Annotated in this window: 13 protein-coding genes and 1 pseudogene; 2 read left to right on the forward strand and 12 right to left on the reverse strand. The window is 74.3% G+C overall.

The window, feature by feature from the left end; genetic code table 11:
• The first annotated feature begins 264 nt into the window (after positions 1-264).
• The gene (locus AB0399_RS30960) at positions 265-648 is read left to right on the forward strand and encodes a hypothetical protein (RefSeq protein WP_366413585.1); all 384 of its coding nucleotides are present in this window, start codon (positions 265-267) and stop codon (positions 646-648) included.
• Positions 649-832: 184 nt separating this feature from the next.
• Here AB0399_RS30960 and der read toward each other — a convergent pair whose 3' ends face one another.
• The 4 genes from der to AB0399_RS30980 form a co-directional block, all read right to left on the reverse strand.
• The gene (der, locus tag AB0399_RS30965) at positions 833-2,290 is read right to left on the reverse strand and encodes a ribosome biogenesis GTPase Der (protein ID WP_329370820.1); all 1,458 of its coding nucleotides are present in this window, start codon (positions 2,288-2,290) and stop codon (positions 833-835) included.
• Positions 2,291-2,390: 100 nt separating this feature from the next.
• Complete coding sequence (locus AB0399_RS30970; RefSeq protein WP_328473928.1) at positions 2,391-2,978, reverse strand: lysophospholipid acyltransferase family protein; 588 nt, start codon at positions 2,976-2,978, stop codon at positions 2,391-2,393.
• Positions 2,979-3,091: 113 nt separating this feature from the next.
• The gene (gene cmk, locus AB0399_RS30975) at positions 3,092-3,769 is read right to left on the reverse strand and encodes a (d)CMP kinase (RefSeq protein ID WP_328462481.1); all 678 of its coding nucleotides are present in this window, start codon (positions 3,767-3,769) and stop codon (positions 3,092-3,094) included.
• 196 nt (positions 3,770-3,965) lie between these two features.
• A complete protein-coding gene (locus tag AB0399_RS30980) occupies positions 3,966-5,051 on the reverse strand; it encodes a prephenate dehydrogenase (RefSeq protein WP_366413586.1) in 1,086 nt (361 codons plus the stop codon).
• 243 nt (positions 5,052-5,294) lie between these two features.
• Between AB0399_RS30980 and AB0399_RS30985 the strand changes: the two genes are divergently transcribed.
• On the forward strand, positions 5,295-6,038 hold the full coding sequence (locus AB0399_RS30985) for a nucleotidyltransferase domain-containing protein (protein ID WP_366413587.1): 744 nt from the start codon (positions 5,295-5,297) through the stop codon (positions 6,036-6,038).
• A 49-nt stretch (positions 6,039-6,087) separates the two neighbouring features.
• Here AB0399_RS30985 and AB0399_RS30990 read toward each other — a convergent pair whose 3' ends face one another.
• From AB0399_RS30990 to AB0399_RS31025, 8 genes and pseudogenes are all read right to left on the reverse strand, one after another.
• Positions 6,088-6,906 carry a nucleotidyltransferase domain-containing protein gene (locus tag AB0399_RS30990; RefSeq protein WP_366413588.1) on the reverse strand — a complete coding sequence of 273 codons (819 nt, stop codon included), beginning with the start codon at positions 6,904-6,906 and terminating at the stop codon, positions 6,088-6,090.
• Between the two features lie 117 nt (positions 6,907-7,023).
• Positions 7,024-8,097 (reverse strand): pseudouridine synthase, encoded by a 1,074-nt coding sequence (locus tag AB0399_RS30995; RefSeq protein WP_366413589.1) that lies wholly within the window; start codon positions 8,095-8,097, stop codon positions 7,024-7,026.
• Positions 8,097-8,813, reverse strand: a complete 717-nt coding sequence (gene scpB / locus AB0399_RS31000) for an SMC-Scp complex subunit ScpB (protein WP_366413590.1) — start codon at positions 8,811-8,813, stop codon at positions 8,097-8,099. The genes AB0399_RS30995 and scpB overlap by 1 nt, the downstream gene beginning before the upstream one ends.
• A 170-nt stretch (positions 8,814-8,983) precedes the next feature.
• A pseudogene (locus AB0399_RS31005) lies at positions 8,984-10,042 on the reverse strand (segregation/condensation protein A); the annotation flags it as partial.
• A 199-nt stretch (positions 10,043-10,241) separates the two neighbouring features.
• On the reverse strand, positions 10,242-10,898 hold the full coding sequence (locus AB0399_RS31010; RefSeq protein WP_329370809.1) for a hypothetical protein: 657 nt from the start codon (positions 10,896-10,898) through the stop codon (positions 10,242-10,244).
• Positions 10,883-11,974, reverse strand: coding sequence for a ParA family protein (locus AB0399_RS31015; RefSeq protein ID WP_328462497.1), 1,092 nt, complete (start codon positions 11,972-11,974; stop codon positions 10,883-10,885). Before AB0399_RS31015 ends, AB0399_RS31010 begins: the two co-directional genes overlap by 16 nt.
• Before the next feature lie 259 nt (positions 11,975-12,233).
• On the reverse strand, positions 12,234-13,349 hold the full coding sequence (ald, locus tag AB0399_RS31020; RefSeq protein WP_328473930.1) for an alanine dehydrogenase: 1,116 nt from the start codon (positions 13,347-13,349) through the stop codon (positions 12,234-12,236).
• 226 nt (positions 13,350-13,575) lie between these two features.
• On the reverse strand, positions 13,576-16,029 hold the full coding sequence (locus AB0399_RS31025) for a tetratricopeptide repeat protein (protein ID WP_366413591.1): 2,454 nt from the start codon (positions 16,027-16,029) through the stop codon (positions 13,576-13,578).
• Between the last annotated feature and the right edge of the window lie 185 nt (positions 16,030-16,214).

Raw genomic sequence — 16,214 nt, forward strand, 5'->3', positions numbered from 1 at the left:
AGCGGCGCCGCCGGGCGCTGGCCGCGCTGTCCCTGGTCGGCCTCGCCGACCGCGTCGACCACCGGCCCAACGAACTGTCCAGCACGCTGTGCGCGCCCCTCGCACGTCCGCCCGCCGCCAATACCGCCAACACCCTGTTGACCTGGTCAAAGATCGGCAATTCAACCGCGCGGCCCGCATCCCGCCCGGCGCCGGGTCGTTGGCAGTTACGTGTACAGCTTCGACGCCTCCTCCCGAGCCCCTTACCAGCGCTACATCCCGTCCATGCGCACGGCGCAGGACGCGACCGGAGGCGGTGCGTCGAACACGCCGATCTACGATGCGCTGTACTCGGAATACCGCAGGCTGTTCCGGGCCCTCCCCGGCGATCGCAGCGGCGAGGAATCGCTGCAGTTCAAGGGGTTCGCGGCCTGGCACGCGGAGTACCCGCCCTTCGCGCCGGGCGGCCGCCACCGCGGTGACCCGGGCGGCGCGGCCGGGACCGGAAACGGCGGGGTGAGCGGGGCGAACGGCGGCCCGGGCGGCGGGGCGAACGGCTCGGGCGGCGCCGCGAACGGGTCCGGCGGCCGGACCGGGCGGCGCGGCGGCGCGAACGACGACGGCCCGGCGGCTCTGCCCCCGGGCCGCGGCGACAACCGGATGCGGTAGCGGGAGCCGGCGGGCGGCACGGGCACATCCGGCAGCGGCCCGGCGCGGCGACCGCCGACAACCAGCGCGACCGCCGCGACCGCCGCCGACAACCGCCGCGACCGCCGACAATCACCGGCGACCGCCGATACGCGCCGGGGAGGTCCGTGGGCCGCGGCTCGTACCGCCGCGGCCCGCGGCGCCGTTACTTCTTCCGGCCCCGCTTCTCCCGCACCCGCACCGACACCTGGATCGGCGTGCCCTCGAAGCCGAACTCCTCGCGCAGCCGGCGCTCGACGAACCGGCGGTAACCCGCCTCCAGGAAGCCGGACGCGAAGAGCACGAAACGCGGCGGCCGGGTGCCCGCCTGGGTGCCGAACAGGATGCGCGGCTGCTTGCCCCCGCGGATCGGGTGCGGGTGGCCGGAGACCAGCTCGCCGAGGAACGCGTTCAGCCGTCCGGTCGGCACCCGGGTCTCCCAGCCGGCCAGCGCGGTCTCGATCGCCGGGACCAGCTTCTCCATGTGCCGCCCGGTCCGCGCCGAGACGTTGACCCGGGGCGCCCACTGCACCTGGACGAGGTCGCGCTCGATCTCGCGTTCCAGGTAGTAGCGGCGCTCCTCCTCCATCAGGTCCCACTTGTTGTACGCGATGACGACGGCCCGGCCCGCCTCGACCGCCATCGAGATGATCCGGGTGTCCTGCTCGGTGAGCGTCTCGCTCGCGTCGACCAGGATCACCGCGACCTCGGCCTTCTCCAGCGCTGCCGCGGTGCGCAGGGAGGCGTAGTAGTCGGCGCCTTCGGTGAGGTGCACCCGCCGCCGGATGCCCGCCGTGTCGATGAACTTCCAGGTCACGCCGCCGAGCTGGATCAGCTCGTCGACCGGGTCGCGGGTGGTGCCCGCGACCTCGTTGACGACCACCCGGTCGCTGCCCGCCACCTTGTTCAGCAGCGACGACTTGCCGACGTTGGGGCGGCCGATCAGCGCGACCCGGCGCGGGCCGCCGAGGGCCTCGCCGAAGGTCATCGCGGGCGCCTCGGGCAGCGCCTCCATGATCGCGTCCAGCAGGTCGCCGGTGCCGCGGCCGTGCAGCGACGAGATCGGGTGGGGCTCGCCCAGGCCGAGGCTCCACAGCGCGTACGCGTCGGCCTCGCCGGAGGGGCCGTCCACCTTGTTGGCGGCCAGCACCACGGGCTTGCCGGCCCGGCGCAGCAGCTTCACGACCGCCTCGTCGGTGTCGGTGGCGCCCACGGTCGCGTCGACCACGAAGACCACCGCGTCGGCCGCCTCGATCGCGAACTCGGCCTGCGCGGCCACGGACGCGTCGATGCCGAGTACGTCCTGCTCCCAGCCGCCGGTGTCGACCAGCTTGAAGCGCCGGCCGTTCCAGTTCGCCTCGTAGCTGACGCGGTCGCGGGTGACGCCGGGGCGGTCCTCCACGACGGCCTCGCGGCGGCCGATGATCCGGTTCACCAGTGTCGACTTGCCGACATTGGGGCGGCCGACGACGGCGAGCACCGGAAGCGGGCCGTGGCCGGCCTCCGCGAGGTCGTCGGCGACCTCCTCCGGGTCGAAGCCCTCCTCCTCGGCGAGCTGCATGAACTCGGCGTATTCGGCGTCGCCGAGCGCGTCGGCGTCGCCGTGTTCGTATCCCTGGTCCATGAGGTCTCTCCGTCGATCAGCAAGAAGTACGTGGGCGCCGTTCCCGGTGCGGCCGGGCGGGCGCGCGGCCCGCGGGCCGGGTCGGCCGGCCGGGCCCGGGTCACGCCCGGCCGGTGGCCCGCCTGGCCTCGGCGAGGTGCGCGGACAGGTGCGCCTGGATGCGGGTGGTGGCTTCGTCGAGCGCGGTACGGGTCCGCCGCCCGCTGCCGTCGCCGGCCTCGAAGGGCTCGCCGTAGACGACGTCGATCCGGGCGCGCAGCGGCGGCAGCCCGCCGACCAGCCGGCCGCGGCGGGCGCTGCCGAGGACGGCGACCGGGACGACCGGGGCGCCCGAGCGCACCGCGAAGTACGCCAGTCCGGCCCGCAGCTGGGCGAAGTCGCCGTCGCCGCGGGTGCCCTCGGGGAAGATGCCCAGCACGCCGCCCTGCTCCAGCACGCCGAGCGCCGCGGTGATCGCACCGCGGTCGGCGCCGGAGCGGTCGACCTTGACCTGGCCGATGGAGCGCAGGAACAGGTCGAGCGGGCCGACGAACGCCTCCTTCTTCACCAGGAAGTGCAGGGGTCGCGGGCAGGTGCCGATCAGCATCGGCCCGTCGACGTTGTGGCTGTGGTTGCCCGCGAGGATGACCGGGCCGTGCGCCGGCAGCCGCCAGTCGCCGAGCACCCGGGGACGCCACAGGCCGTTCATCAGCCCGATGCCGATGCCGCGGGCCACCGCGGCGCCGCGCGCGCTCGGCAGCGGCGGCGCGGACGGCGCGCCCGCCGGTGCCGCGGGCGCCGCCAGGGTCTCGCGCTGCGTACTCACCGAGCCGCTCGCTTCTCCCCGACCAGTGCGACGACCTGCTCGACGACCTGCTCGAGGGTGAGCTCGCTGGTGTCGACCTCTATGGCGTCGTCGGCCTTGGCCAGCGGCGAGGTCTTGCGGCCGGAGTCGGCGGCGTCGCGCCGGACCAGGGCGGCCTGGGTGTCGGCGACGGACTGCGCGCCCTTCAGCTCGCCGCTGCGGCGGGCGGCGCGGACCTCGGCGGAGGCGGTGAGGAAGATCTTGACGGTGGCGTCGGGCAGCACGGTGGTGCCGATGTCACGGCCCTCGACCACGATGCCGGCGGGCGCGGCGGCGGCCGCGGCGCGCTGGATCTCCACCATCCGGGTGCGCACCTCGGGAACGGCGCTCACCGCGCTGACCGCGGCGGTGACCTCCTGGGTGCGGATCGGGCCGGAGGCGTCCAGGCCGTCCACGGTGATCGCGGGGGCGGCCGGGTCGGTGCCGGCCACGATCGCCGGCTTGCCCGCCTGGTCGGCGATGGCCAGCGGGTCGCCGACGTCCACGCCGTTGGTCAGCATCCACCAGGTGATCGCGCGGTACTGCGCGCCCGTGTCCAGGTAGCTGAGGCCCAGCCGGGACGCGACCGCCCTGGACGTGCTGGACTTGCCCGTGCCGGAGGGGCCGTCGATCGCGACGATCACCGGATTTGACACAGCGGGTGGCCTTCCTCGTGCACGGATGCGGGTGCGGGCGGGCCGGCGGGCGCCGGATGCCATCCCTCAAGGTTACCGGCCCCCCGGGTGGCCCAGCGCCACCCCGGCCGGGCGGGGCCGGGCCGAGCCGAGCCGCCGCGCCGGGGGCGGGGCGGCGCGGAACCGGTCGACGGGGCCGGGCGGGCCCCGACCGCGGCTACTGCCGCAGCGCCCAGCCGCGCTCCCGCAGCGCCGCCGACAGGACGGTGGCGCTGCGCGGCTCGACCGTCAGGTTCACCAGGCCCGCCTGCTGCCCGGTGGAGTGCTCGATCCGCACGTCCTCGATGTTGACGCCCGCGGCGCCCGCGTCCGCGAAGAGCCGGGCCAGCTCGCCGGGCTGGTCGCCGATGAGCACGGCGACGATCTCGTACGGCTTGGGGGCGGCGCCGTGCTTGCCGGGGACCTTGGCGCGGCCGGCGTTGCCGCGGCGCAGGATGTCCTCGATGCCGGCCGCGCCGCCGCGCCGCTTGCCGTCGTCGGCGGACTGCAGGGAGCGCAGCGCGGTGACGGTCTCGGTGAGGTCGGCGGCCAGGGCGTCGAGCACATCGGCGACCGGACCGGGGTTGGCGGCCAGGATGTCCATCCACATGCCCGGCTCGGACCCGGCGACGCGGGTGACGTCGAGGATGCCCTGCCCGCACAGGCGTACGGCGGCGTCCTCGGCGTGTTCCAGGCGGGCGGCGACCATGCTGGAGACGAGCTGCGGGGTGTGCGAGACGAGCGCGACGGCGCGGTCGTGCGCGTCGGCGTCCATCACGACGGGGACCGCGCGGCACAGGGCGACCAGTTCCAGGGCGAGGTTGAGCACCTCGGTGTCGGTGCCCGCGGTGGGGGTGAGCACCCAGGGGCGGCCCTCGAAGAGGTCGGCGCTCGCCGCCAGCGGGCCGGAGCGCTCCCGGCCTGCCATGGGGTGGGTGCCGATGTAGCGGGTCAGGTCGCAGCCCGCGGCGTCCAGCTCGCGGCGCGGGCCGCCCTTGACGCTGGCCACGTCCAGGTACCCGCGGCCCAGGCCCGCAGCGATCACCTCGGCGAGGGTGGTGGCCACATGGGCGGGCGGCACCGCCACGATCACCAGGTCCACGGGGTGCGGCGGCTGCCCCGAGGAGCCCGCGCCGAGCGCCTCCGCGGTACGCGCTACGGATTCGTCGTGGTCCCTCAGGTACACGTCGACACCGCGGTCGCTGAGGGCGAGCGCGGCCGAGGTGCCCATCAGGCCGGTTCCGATGACGAGGGCGGTCCTCACGAAGGTGTCCTTGCGGGGTGCGGCGGCGGGAGTACGGGCCGGCGGTACGGTCCGCGACCAGCGTAGCCAGGGCGCGGGGCCGGCGCGGGGCGGACCGCGGACCGAGACGGGGCGGAGCCGTACGGCGGGGCCCCGGGCTTCCCTGGCGTCCCACCGGTCCCGCCCGTTGCGGGTCGCCCGTGGTCACCGCGGGGAAGGTGAAAATCGCGCGCCCGGTCCGATGAGATGACCATAATCGCCCTCATGCGCGATTCGCTGGGGGACGACGTGGGGCACGAACTGGTCAGGGACCACACGGTCTACGCGTGCGTGATGGGCTCGCGCGCCTTCGGACTGGCCACGGACGCCAGCGACACGGACCGGCGCGGGGTGTTCGTGGCGCCGACCCCGCTGTTCTGGCGGCTGGACAAGCCGCCCACCCATGTCACCGGGCCGCGGGACGAGCAGTTCTCCTGGGAGCTGGAGCGCTTCTGCGTGCTCGCGCTGCGCGGCAACCCGAACGTGCTGGAGTGCATGCACTCCCCCATCGTCGAGCACGTCGACGCGACCGGCCGCGAACTGCTCGATCTGCGGGGCGCGTTCCTCTCCCGCCGCGCCGAGGCCTCCTTCCGCGGGTACGCCGCCCAGCAGCTCGGCAAGCTCGAAGCGGACCTGCGCACCCACGGCCGGCCCCGCTGGAAGCACGCGATGCACCTGCTGCGGCTGCTGCTGAGCTGCCGCGACCTGCTGCGCACCGGCCGGCTCGGCATCGACGCGGGCGAGCACCGCGACCGTCTCCTCGCGGTCAAGCGCGGCGAACTCGGCTGGGACGAGATCCGCGCCTGGACCCGCACCCTCCACGAGGAGATCGACGCCGCCTCCAGCCGCACCCCTCTCCCGCCCGAGCCGGACCGCACCCGCGTCGAGGACTTCCTGATCCGCGTCCGCGGCACCTCCGCCGTCCCCGCCCTGCCGCCGCTGGTGCCCGACGCCAGCCACTCCTCGTGACCGCTCGTCCTGGGCGCACCTCGTAACCGCTACTCCCGGCCGCTCGCGCTCACACGGCGGCCTCGCGGGTGCGGACCACCAGGTCGTGGAGAGCGTCCTGGGCGGTGGGGCGGTCCGGGAGCCGGGAGGTGTCCTGGGCAGCGGTCAGGGTGCCGTGCAGGGCTTCGACGTCGGCGCCGAGCCGGCCCGCGGGCAGTCCGGGGGTGGGCGCGTGCTCGGCCTCGGCCTTGGCCGCGATCAGGTCCGGGAGGTAGGCGGGCGCCTCGGGTACTTCCGCCAGGAGGGTGGGGAGGTGGGACAGCACGCGCCCGGTGCGCATCAGGTGGATGCCGGTGAGCAGCACCCGGAACGTGTAGAGGAGCGGCTTGAGTTCGCCGTTCTTGAGGTGCAGACGCCACTGGGTGGCGGCGAAGCCGCGGTAGTGGTGGGCGTGGCCGGCGGTGATCACGCCGGGCGCCAGCGCGGCGAGCTCGGCGTGGACACCGGTGGTGTGGACGACCAGCGGGGAGAGCAGCTGCTCCAGCACGTAGCCGTTGCGGCGCAGCATCAGCCGGACGAACTTCAGCATGTCGTGGGTGACCAGGTCCAGGTCGAGGCTCCCGCGCTGCCACATCCGGGTCCTGGTCGGCTCGCCCTCGTGCAGGCCGATCACCTCGCGCAGCGGCAGCAGGTGCACCCCGCGCAGGTCGACGTCGGAGTCCTGGGAGGGGAATCCGTACAGGTGCGCGCCGGAGACGGTGACGAACAGCAGCTCGGGGCCGCTGCCCAGCAGGTCGCTGACGGCGGGGGCGAGGTCGGGCACCTGTGCGGCGGAGAGCGTGGCCAGAGCGGCGACGGGGGCGGTGGCGGAGGAGGCGGGCGCGGTCATGCGCCCATCCAACCGCCAGACGCGGACGCGTGGCGAGGCGGCGGGCACGGGTAAGTGGCCGCCGCCTGGAGGGCGCCCCTTACCGGGGGGCGCCTGCCGTCGCGTTCCCGTCGCGTTCTACAGGTCGACCTCGCCCATGAGCATGCCGACCTCGGTGTTGGTGAGGCGGCGCAGCCAGCCGGACTTCTGGTCGCCGAGGGGAATCGGCCCGAAGCTGGTGCGCACCAGCTTGTCGACGGGGAAGCCGGCCTCGGAGAGCATGCGGCGGACGATGTGCTTGCGGCCCTCGTGGAGGGTGACCTCGACCAGGTAGTTCTTGCCGGTGTTCTGCACGATCCGGAAGTGGTCGGCGCGTGCCCAGCCGTCCTCCAGCTCGATGCCGTTCTTGAGCTGCTTGCCCAGGTCGCGGGGCAACGGGCCCTGGATGGCGGCGAGATAGGTCTTCTTCACGCCGTAGCGCGGGTGGGTCAGCCGGTGGGCCAGCTCGCCGTGGTTGGTGAGCAGGATCAGGCCCTCGGTCTCGGTGTCGAGCCGGCCGACGTGGAAGAGCCGGGTGTCGCGGTTGGTGACGTAGTCGCCGAGGCACTGCCGCCCGTCGGGGTCCTCCATGGTGGAGACCACACCGGCCGGCTTGTTGAGCGCGAAGAACAGGTACGACTGCGTGGCGACGGTGAGCCCGTCGACCTTCACCTCGTCGTGGTCGGGGTCGACCCGCATGCCCTGCTCGGTGACGATCTCGCCGTTCACCTCGACGCGGTGCTGCTCGATCAGTTCCTCGCAGGCCCGCCGCGAGCCCATGCCGGCCCTGGCCAGCACCTTCTGCAGCCGTTCGCCCTCCTGCTCGGCGCCGGGGAAGGTCTTGGGCGTCTTGACCTGCGGCTTGTTGTGCCGCTCGCGGTTGCGCTGCTCGATCTGGGCGTCGAGTTCGCGCGGCCGGGCCGGGACCGGCTTGCGGCCGCGGTTGCCGGTCGGCCGGGCACCGGGCTTGGCGCGGCCCGCGTCCTTGGTGCGGGGCATGCCGCCGGGCTTGTTCGCACCGGACTGGCCGGTGCCGCCGACGTCGTAGCGGCGCTCCTCCGGACGCGGCTTGCGGGGACGCCCCGGCTCCTCGCCGCGCCGGTCGGCGGAGCCGCCGCCGCTGCCGCCGCGGGGTTTCCGGTTGCCGCCGCTGTTCCTGTCGCTGCTTCGCATCAAGGTTCCGTAATCGAGGTGATCGAGTTCGAGTTCGTCGGTGGATCGTCCGGGGCGTCCGGATCGAAGGACGGGAGCCCTTCCGCGGACTCCGCCTCGACCGCTTCCGCCTCCGGCAGGAACGGGGCGAGCTCGGGCAGCTCGTCAAGGCTGCGCAGGCCCATACGTTCCAGGAAGTAGTTCGTCGTCCTGTACAGGATCGCACCTGTCTCGGGTTCCGTCCCACCTTCCTCCACCAGCCCGCGCTGGAGCAGGGTGCGCATCACGCCGTCGCAGTTCACTCCGCGCACCGCCGAGACCCGGGACCGGCTCACCGGCTGCCGGTACGCCACCACGGCCAGCGTCTCCAGCGCGGCCTGGGTCAGCCGGGCCTGCTGGCCGTCCAGCACGAAGCTCTCCACTGCCGGCGAGAAGGCCGGCCGGGTGTAGAAGCGCCAGCCGCCCGCGACCAACCGCAGGTCAAAGCCCCGGCCCTCGCGGGTGTAGTCGTCGGACAGCTCGCGGAGCGCCTTGCCGACCGCCCGCCGAGGCCGGCCCAGCACCTTCGCCAGGTGCTCCTCGGTCGCGGGCTCGTCCACCACCATCAGCACCGCCTCCAGCGCCGGCCTCAGCTCCAGCTCGGCGGTCGCGGCGGCGAGCAGCCCGGCCGGGGCGGCCTCACCGGCGGCGGCAGCGGCTTCGGCGGCGGCTCGCGTGAGGTCGGTCACGTCGGTCATCACTGCTCTCCCTTCCCGGCGGCGCCGGGCTCGGTGGTGTCGTCGGCAGCGGTGGCGGCCTGAGCGCCCGAGGCAGGGCCGCTCGCGCCAGGGCCGGCCCCGGGACGACCGGCCCCGGTACGGCTGGCCTCCGTACGACCGGCGTCCGTACGGCTGCCCGCCGGGGCGGCCTCCTGGTCGAACTCGTCCGTCACCAGGGGCGCCGCGTCCTCGGCCGTGCCCGTCCAGCGCACCTGGAGCGCGCCCAGCGCCTCCTCCTGGTCCAGCGCGACCGCCTTCTCCCGGTACAGCTCCAGCAGCGCCAGGAAGCGGGCCACGACCGTGAGCGTGTCCGCCGCGTCGGCGGTCAGCTCCCCGAAGCTCGCCGCGCCCCGCTCGCGCAGTATGGCGATCACGTGCTCGGCCTGCTCCCGCACGCTCACCAGCGGCGCGTGGATGTGGTCCACGTACACCTGGGGCTTCGGCTTGGGCTGCATCGCCTTCACCGCGAGGCGCGCGAACCGCTCGGGGCCGATGCTCAGCACCACCTCCGGCAGCAACTCCGCGTGCTGCGGCTCCAGTCCGACGGTACGGGGGTGGCGCAGCGCCTCCTGCTCCAGCCGCTCCGCGAAGATCGCCGCGATCTGCTTGTACGCGCGGTACTGGAGCAGCCGTGCGAACAGCAGGTCCCGCGCTTCCAGCAGCGCGAGGTCCGCCTCGTCCTCCACCTCCGCGGCGGGCAGCAGCCGGGCCGCCTTCAGGTCCAGCAGGGTGGCCGCGACCACGAGGAACTCCGTGGTCTGGTCGAGGTCCCAGTCCGGGCCCATCGCGTGGATGTGCGCCATGAACTCGTTGGTGACCCTCGACAGCGCGATCTCGGTCACGTCGAGCCGGTGCTTCGAGATGAGCTGGAGCAGCAGGTCGAACGGCCCCTCGAAGTTGGAGAGCCGCACGGTGAAACGGTCGCCGGCGGTTGGAGGTTCGGCTTCACCCGCTGCCTCGGGTACTTCCGGCACCACGGGTTCGGCTTCGCCCGTCCCCCCGGGTACTTCCGGCACCACAGGTTCGGCTTCTTCCGCCGCCTCGGCCACCTCCGGCACCACGGGCTCGGCTTCACCCGCTGCCTCGGGCACCTCCGGCACCACAGGCTCGGCTTCTTCCGGCGCCTGTTCCGGGGCAGCAGCCGGTTCCGGCTCGGCGGCGGCGCCGCGGCCGAGGCTGCGACGGGGGCTGGCGGGTGAGGTGGGCATCGAGGTCCTGATCGGCGACGTGGTGTAAGCAGGCTACTCGCCACAGCAGGTCGCGCCCCGTGCCCGAGCGCCGCGCCATCGTGTCTTGCCGCGCGGTTCCCCGCGCCCCTTCGGCGTGACCGCCTCCGCGCGGAGCAGCGGAGCAGCCGCACAGTCCCATGGGCGCCCCGGCGGGTCAGGGCGCCGCTGCCCGCAGGGACTAGCGTCCCCGCAGCCGACGGACCAGAATGCTCGCGTCCCCACGGGATTCGAGGTCGGCCAGCACGACGGCGACCGCCTCCCGGACGATCCGCCCGCGGTCGATCGCCAGTCCGTGCTCGCCGCGCAGCACCAGGCGGGCGTGCTCCAGGTCCATCAGCTCCTCCGCGGAGACGTAGACCGTGATCTTCTCGTCGTGGCGCTCGCGTCCGCTGGGCCTGCGGTTCTGCCGGGCCGCCTTGCGCCGGGCGGGCGCGGGCGGCTGGGGCGTCGCGGTGATCGGCGGCGGCGTGGGCTTCTGCGAGGTGACGGTCGCGGTGGCCACGGGGGTGGCCGTGGCGGCGGCCTGCACCGTGCCGTTGCGCTCGGTACTGCGGTCACCGACGCGCTCTCCGGCGCCCGGGCGGCGCTGGCCGGGCGGGACCGGGTGCGTGCCGTCGCGACCGGTGTGCTCGTCGCTCCGCGCGGGCGCGGACCCGTTCGCCGTGGGGACGGTGGAGGCGCCGGGCGCGCCGCCGTTGCCCTGCGAGCCCGGTCCGCCGGACCGCGCGTCGGCGTCCGCCTCGGCGCCATGGGACGGCGGGGGCGCCTGGAGCGCCGCACCACCGGTGGTCCGGAACAGCTCGTCGGCGCCCGGCAGACTCACTCGGCGTGGCACCGGGCGAGCACCTCCCTGGCGAGTTGGCGATAGGCGGCGGCACCGACGGAGTTGGACGCGTAGGTGGTGATCGGCTCGCCGGCCACGGTGGTCTCCGGGAAGCGCACGGTACGGCCGATGACGGTGTGGAAGACGTGGTCGTCGAACGCCTCGACCACCCGGGCCAGCACCTCGCGGCTGTGCACGGTGCGGGAGTCGTACATCGTGGCGAGGATGCCGTCGAGTTCGAGTTCGGGGTTGAGCCGCTCGCGGACCTTCTCGATCGTCTCGGTGAGCAGCGCGACCCCGCGGAGCGCGAAGAACTCGCACTCCAGCGGCACGATCACCGAGTGCGCCGCGGTCAGCGCGTTGACGGTGAGCAGGCCGAGCGAGGGCTGGCAGTCGATGACGATGTAGTCGTAGTCGGACATCAGCGGCTTGAGGGCGCGCTGGAGCGCGGACTCGCGGGCCACCTCGCTGACCAGCTGCACCTCGGCGGCGGACAGGTCGATGTTGCTCGGCAGCAGGTCCATGCCGGGCACCGCGGTCTTCAGCAGCACCTCGTCGGCGGCGAGGCCGCGTTCCATCAGCAGGTTGTAGACGGTGATGTCGAGTTCCATCGGGTTGACCCCGAGGCCTACCGACAGGGCGCCCTGCGGGTCGAAGTCGACGAGCAGCACGCGACGGCCGTACTCGGCGAGCGCGGCACCCAGGTTGATGGTCGAGGTGGTCTTGCCGACCCCGCCCTTCTGGTTGCACATCGCGATGATCTTCGCCGGGCCGTGGTCCGTGAGCGGGTTCGGGATCGGGAAGTACGGCAGCGGGCGGCCGGTGGGGCCGACGCGTTCGCGGCGCTGACGGGCGGCGTCGGGCGCGAGCGTGGCGGCGTACTCCGGGTCCGGCTCGTATTCGGCGTCCGGGTCGTAGAACTGACCGTCTTGCAGGTCGTGGTCGTCGTCGTAAGGAGCCATGGCGTAACCGGGGATTGTCTCCGTGGTCGTCGTCTCGGGCCGGCGGGACTCAAAGGTACGGACCGCAACGGAACCGACGGTCGTTCCTGGTTGACCACCTCCGGGAGCAAATGTCGACTCGTTCACAAGTCGTCTTACCTCCTTGGTGACCAGGAAACATCTAGATAGGTCAGCGTGACTACAGCCGACGTTTCGCGACTCTATGGCGTGTCGGTGGTCCGCAGCAACACAATCCGCCGGACACGGCATGATGTGTCGGGAACCGAACACCCCGCTGTCAAGGGCGTAACCACGCGAACGGCGGGGTCTCGATGGACAAGACCCCGCCGTGCAGGCGCAGTTGGCGCAACGTGCCGATGAGTGACGTTTTTTCTGCTGCCGGAGCTCAGCCCAGCACGGTGTGCAGGTCAGTGGCGTCGAGGTCGTGCGCCTCGGCGACAGGGCCGTAAACGACCTGCCCCTCATGGGTGTTGAGGCCGAGGGCGAGTGCCGCGTCGCGCCGCAGCGCCTCGCGCCAGCCGCGGTCGGCGAGTTCGACGATGTACGGCAGCGTCACGTTGGTGAGCGCGTAGGTCGAGGTGTTGGGCACCGCGCCGGGCATGTTGGCCACGCAGTAGAAGACCGAGTCGTGCACGGTGAAGGTCGGTTCGGCGTGCGTGGTGGGACGCGAGTCCTCGAAGCAGCCGCCCTGGTCGATCGCGATGTCGACAAGTACAGATCCCTGCTTCATCCGCGAGACCAGCTCGTTGGTGACCAGCTTGGGCGCCTTGGCGCCGGGCACCAGCACCGCGCCGACGACGAGGTCGGCGTCGAGGACGGCCTGCTCCAGCGCGAGCGCGTTGGAGGTGATGGTCTGCACGCGGTTGCCGAACACCTTGTCGGCCTCGCGCAGTTTGTCGACATCCTTGTCGAGCAGGGTGACGTGGAAGCCGAGACCGAGCGCGATGGTGGTGGCGTGCCAGCCGGAGACGCCCGCGCCGATCACCACGGCGCGGCCGGACTTCACCCCGGGCACCCCGCCGGGCAGCACACCGCGGCCGCCGGCCGAGCGCATCAGGTGGTAGGCGCCGACCTGCGGGGCGAGCCGCCCGGCGACCTCGGACATCGGGGCGAGCAGCGGCAGCCGGCGGCCGGGGGTCTCGACCGTCTCGTAAGCGATCGCGGTGGTGCCGGACTCCAGCAGCGCGTCGGTGCAGGCGCGGGAGGCGGCCAGGTGCAGGTAGGTGAAGAGGATCTGGTCCTTGCGCAGCCGGTGGTACTCCTCGGCGACCGGCTCCTTGACCTTCAACAGCAGGTCGGCGGCGCCCCACACCTCGTCGGCGGTGCCGAGGACGGCCGCGCCGGCGGCGAGGTACTCCTCGTCGGGGATGGACGAGCCGCCCCCTGCGCCCTGCTCGACGACGACCTCATGGCCGTGCCGGACCAGTTCGTGCACACCGGCCGGGGTGATGGCCACGCGGAACTCGTTGTTCTTGACCTCGCGGGGGATGCCCACCTTCACGTCGATCACGGTCCTTGCACTGAGGAGGTTCGGGAGGGGGTGGCCATGTATCCGGTATACGGACATGGCCCAGCATCGCATGACACACCGGACGTGCCCGGCTTGTATGCGGCGAAACTCAGTTTAGTGAAGGAGGAGCCGGTGTCCAGCCTTACAAAGTGGTGGGTTTGGCGGAGACCATTGGCAGTTTCGTAGGCTGACAGCCCCTGGGAACGAGAACGGCCGGTCAGAAAGCCGGGAGCTCGCCGGCCCGGAGCAGGCGGCGGGAGGCGGCGCGCTGGAGATCGGCGCCCCCGGTGTCGCCGAGGTGCTGGAGCGCGTCGGCCAGCCGCAGCAGCACCGCGGCCTCCAACCGGCGCTCGCCGACCTGGCGGGCGTAGTACAGCGCGTCCCGGCAGGTGCGCAGCGCGTCCTCGGGCAGCCCGGCGTACTCCTGGACCCGGGCCGCCTCGACCAGCGCCCGGGCCTGCGAGGCGAGGTCGCCGAGCCTGCGGTGCGTCCCGGCCGCCGCGCGCCACTCCCGCAGGGCCTGGGTGTGGCTGCCGAGGTACGTCAGGACCGCGCCGATCCGGGCGTGCAGCCGTGCCTGGTCGACGAGTTCGCCGCGGCCCTGGCGCAGCGCGAGCGCGCGGCCGAACCAGTCCCCGGCCCGCGACAGGTCACCCAGTTCGAGGTAGCAACCGCCGATCGCCTCCAGCACGCGGCCCTCGGCCCCGGTGTCGTCGGCGGCGCGGGCGGCTTCGAGCGCCTTGCGGTAGGCGGTGACGGCGTGGTCGGTCCGGCCCGCCTCCGCGTCCAGGTCGGCGAGGTTGATCAGCGCGGCGGCCTTCTCGCGCGGCAGGTGGCGGCGCTCGGCCACGGTGAGGGCCAGGGTGTGCAGTTCGTAGCGGTCCGCGCGCGCCAAGGGGCGGCGCGACCCGGCACCCGCACCGGGGCGGCCGGGCCGGCCCGTCGCTCCGGGGCCCGGCCCGCCCGCGGGCAGGGCGAGCAGGGCGCGGACCAGGGCGGCGATCAGCCGGCGGGCGAGGGTGTCGAGTTCGCCGTCGGCCACGGCGGCGCGGGCCGCGGCCATCAGCGCCGGGCGGCGGGCCAGCAGCCAGTCGGCCGCGGCGGCGGGCGAGGCGAACCGTACGGTGCCCGGAAGCGCGTCGGTGCCGCCCTCGCGGGCCAGCGCGACCCGGCACGACTCCAGCAGCCGTACGGTCCGCTCCAGCATCCGGGCCCGGGCCAGCGTGATGTCCTGCGGGCGGTCGGTGCCGGTCAGCAGCGCGCGCAGCAGCGGTTCGAGGCAGCCCGGCACCCGGTACAGGCCGTCGGCGGCGCCGCGGACCAGCAGCGCGGAGTCGGCGAGGCCGGCCAGGGCGCGGTCGGCGGCGTCCACCGCGCAGCCGGCCAGCGCGGAGGCGACATGGGCGTCGATGCTCCCGGCCGGGGCGAGCACGAGGCTGCGCAGGAGGCGGGCGACGGCGGGCGGAAGGGTGCCGTAGGCCGCCCGGAAGGCGCGCAGCAGTTCGGCCGGCGCGGCGGGGCGACGCACGGCGGCGGGCTGCTCGGGGGCCGCGCCACCGTCCGCGGCGTCACCCGTGGCGGGAGCGGAAGCGGGAGGCGCGGGGGCGGCCGGCACGAGCGGGGTGTCGGGAGTGGCCCGCAACTGGACGGCCGCCTCCGACAGGGGCATACGGGGCTGGGCCGCGAGCCAGGCGGCGGCGAGCCGCAGCGCGGTGGGGTGGCCGGTCAGCTCCTGCACGAGCGTCTCGGCGGCGCGCGGGTCGTTGGTGACCCGGGTGTCGCCGATGGTGTGGGCGAGCAGCGCGAGCGCGGCGGGGGTGTCCAGGCCGCCGAGGGTGCACGGGCGGACGTCGGGGATGCCGGACAGCGGGCCGTCGGCGGTCGCCACCACCAGGCTGCCGGGCGACTCGGGCAGCAGCCCGGAGAGTTGGTCGGCGCGCGCCACGTCGTCGAGGACGAGCAGCAGCCGGCGCCCGGTGGTGGCGGAGCGCAGGACGGCCACCGGGTCGGCGGCGGGCTCCGGCCCGGACGCGGTGCCGGCGCGGCCGGGAGCCGCCTGCCCGGGCACCGCGGGACGGCCGGCGGCGGGCCGCCGCGCGGCGAGGGCCCGCAGGAGCGCGCGGGCGGTGTCCTCGGCGGGCACGGGGGCGCCGTCGGTGTCGGTGAGCCGGAGGAAGTACTGCCCGTCCGGGTACGCCGCCGCGACCTCCCGGGCCAGCTTGACCGCCAGCTCGGTGCGCCCGGTGCCGGGGCGGCCGACCACCAGCAGCACTCGGCCGCGGTCCGGCTGCTTCCCGCCGGCCACGGCGAGCCCGGGCCGCACGATGTCGGCCCGCAACTGGGCGAGTTCCCGCTCGCGTCCCACGAAGTACGCGGCCGGCTCGGGCAGTTCGCGCGCGGCCACGGTGCCGACGGGTTCGACGGGTTCGACGGCGGGAGGAGGGGGCGGGCCGCCTGCGGGTGGGGAGGCGGGCGCGGCGGCCGGCGGGTGCGGCGGCCGGGGCGGCACCGAAGAGGCCGGTACGGGGACGGCCGTACGTACAGCTGCGGCCGCCGGTACGGGTGCCCCCACCGGCTCGGCTGCCTCCACCGGCTCGGGTTCCTGCGCCGACCGCTCGGGCTCCGCCGCGGCCGGGGCGCCCTCCGTCGCCGCCTGCTCCGGTTCCCGCACCGGTTCCGGGTCCGCCGGGGACCCCGGGGACCGCTCGGGCGCAGGGCTCCCCGTCTCGTCGGTGCTCCCCGCAGGGGACCGTCGCGGGTCGAGGGCCTGGTCCGGCACTGGCGCACTCCCGGAGGTGAGGTGGTGCCCCGGGAAGGGGGCGCGTCGAGCCTAGTTCACGCCCGGCACCGCGCCCC

It is taken from the genome of Streptomyces sp. NPDC088194 (assembly GCF_040702025.1).
GTDB lineage: Bacteria > Actinomycetota > Actinomycetes > Streptomycetales > Streptomycetaceae > Actinacidiphila.

Coding starts and splice junctions, on each gene's coding strand:
- AB0399_RS30960 (WP_366413585.1), top strand. CDS start 265: ATGCGCACGGCGCAGGACGCGACCGGAGGCGGTGCGTCGAACACGCCG.
- der (WP_329370820.1), bottom strand. CDS start 2,290: ATGGACCAGGGATACGAACACGGCGACGCCGACGCGCTCGGCGACGCC.
- AB0399_RS30970 (WP_328473928.1), bottom strand. CDS start 2,978: ATGAACGGCCTGTGGCGTCCCCGGGTGCTCGGCGACTGGCGGCTGCCG.
- AB0399_RS30985 (WP_366413587.1), top strand. CDS start 5,295: ATGCGCGATTCGCTGGGGGACGACGTGGGGCACGAACTGGTCAGGGAC.
- AB0399_RS30990 (WP_366413588.1), bottom strand. CDS start 6,906: ATGACCGCGCCCGCCTCCTCCGCCACCGCCCCCGTCGCCGCTCTGGCC.
- AB0399_RS30995 (WP_366413589.1), bottom strand. CDS start 8,097: ATGCGAAGCAGCGACAGGAACAGCGGCGGCAACCGGAAACCCCGCGGC.
- scpB (WP_366413590.1), bottom strand. CDS start 8,813: ATGACCGACGTGACCGACCTCACGCGAGCCGCCGCCGAAGCCGCTGCC.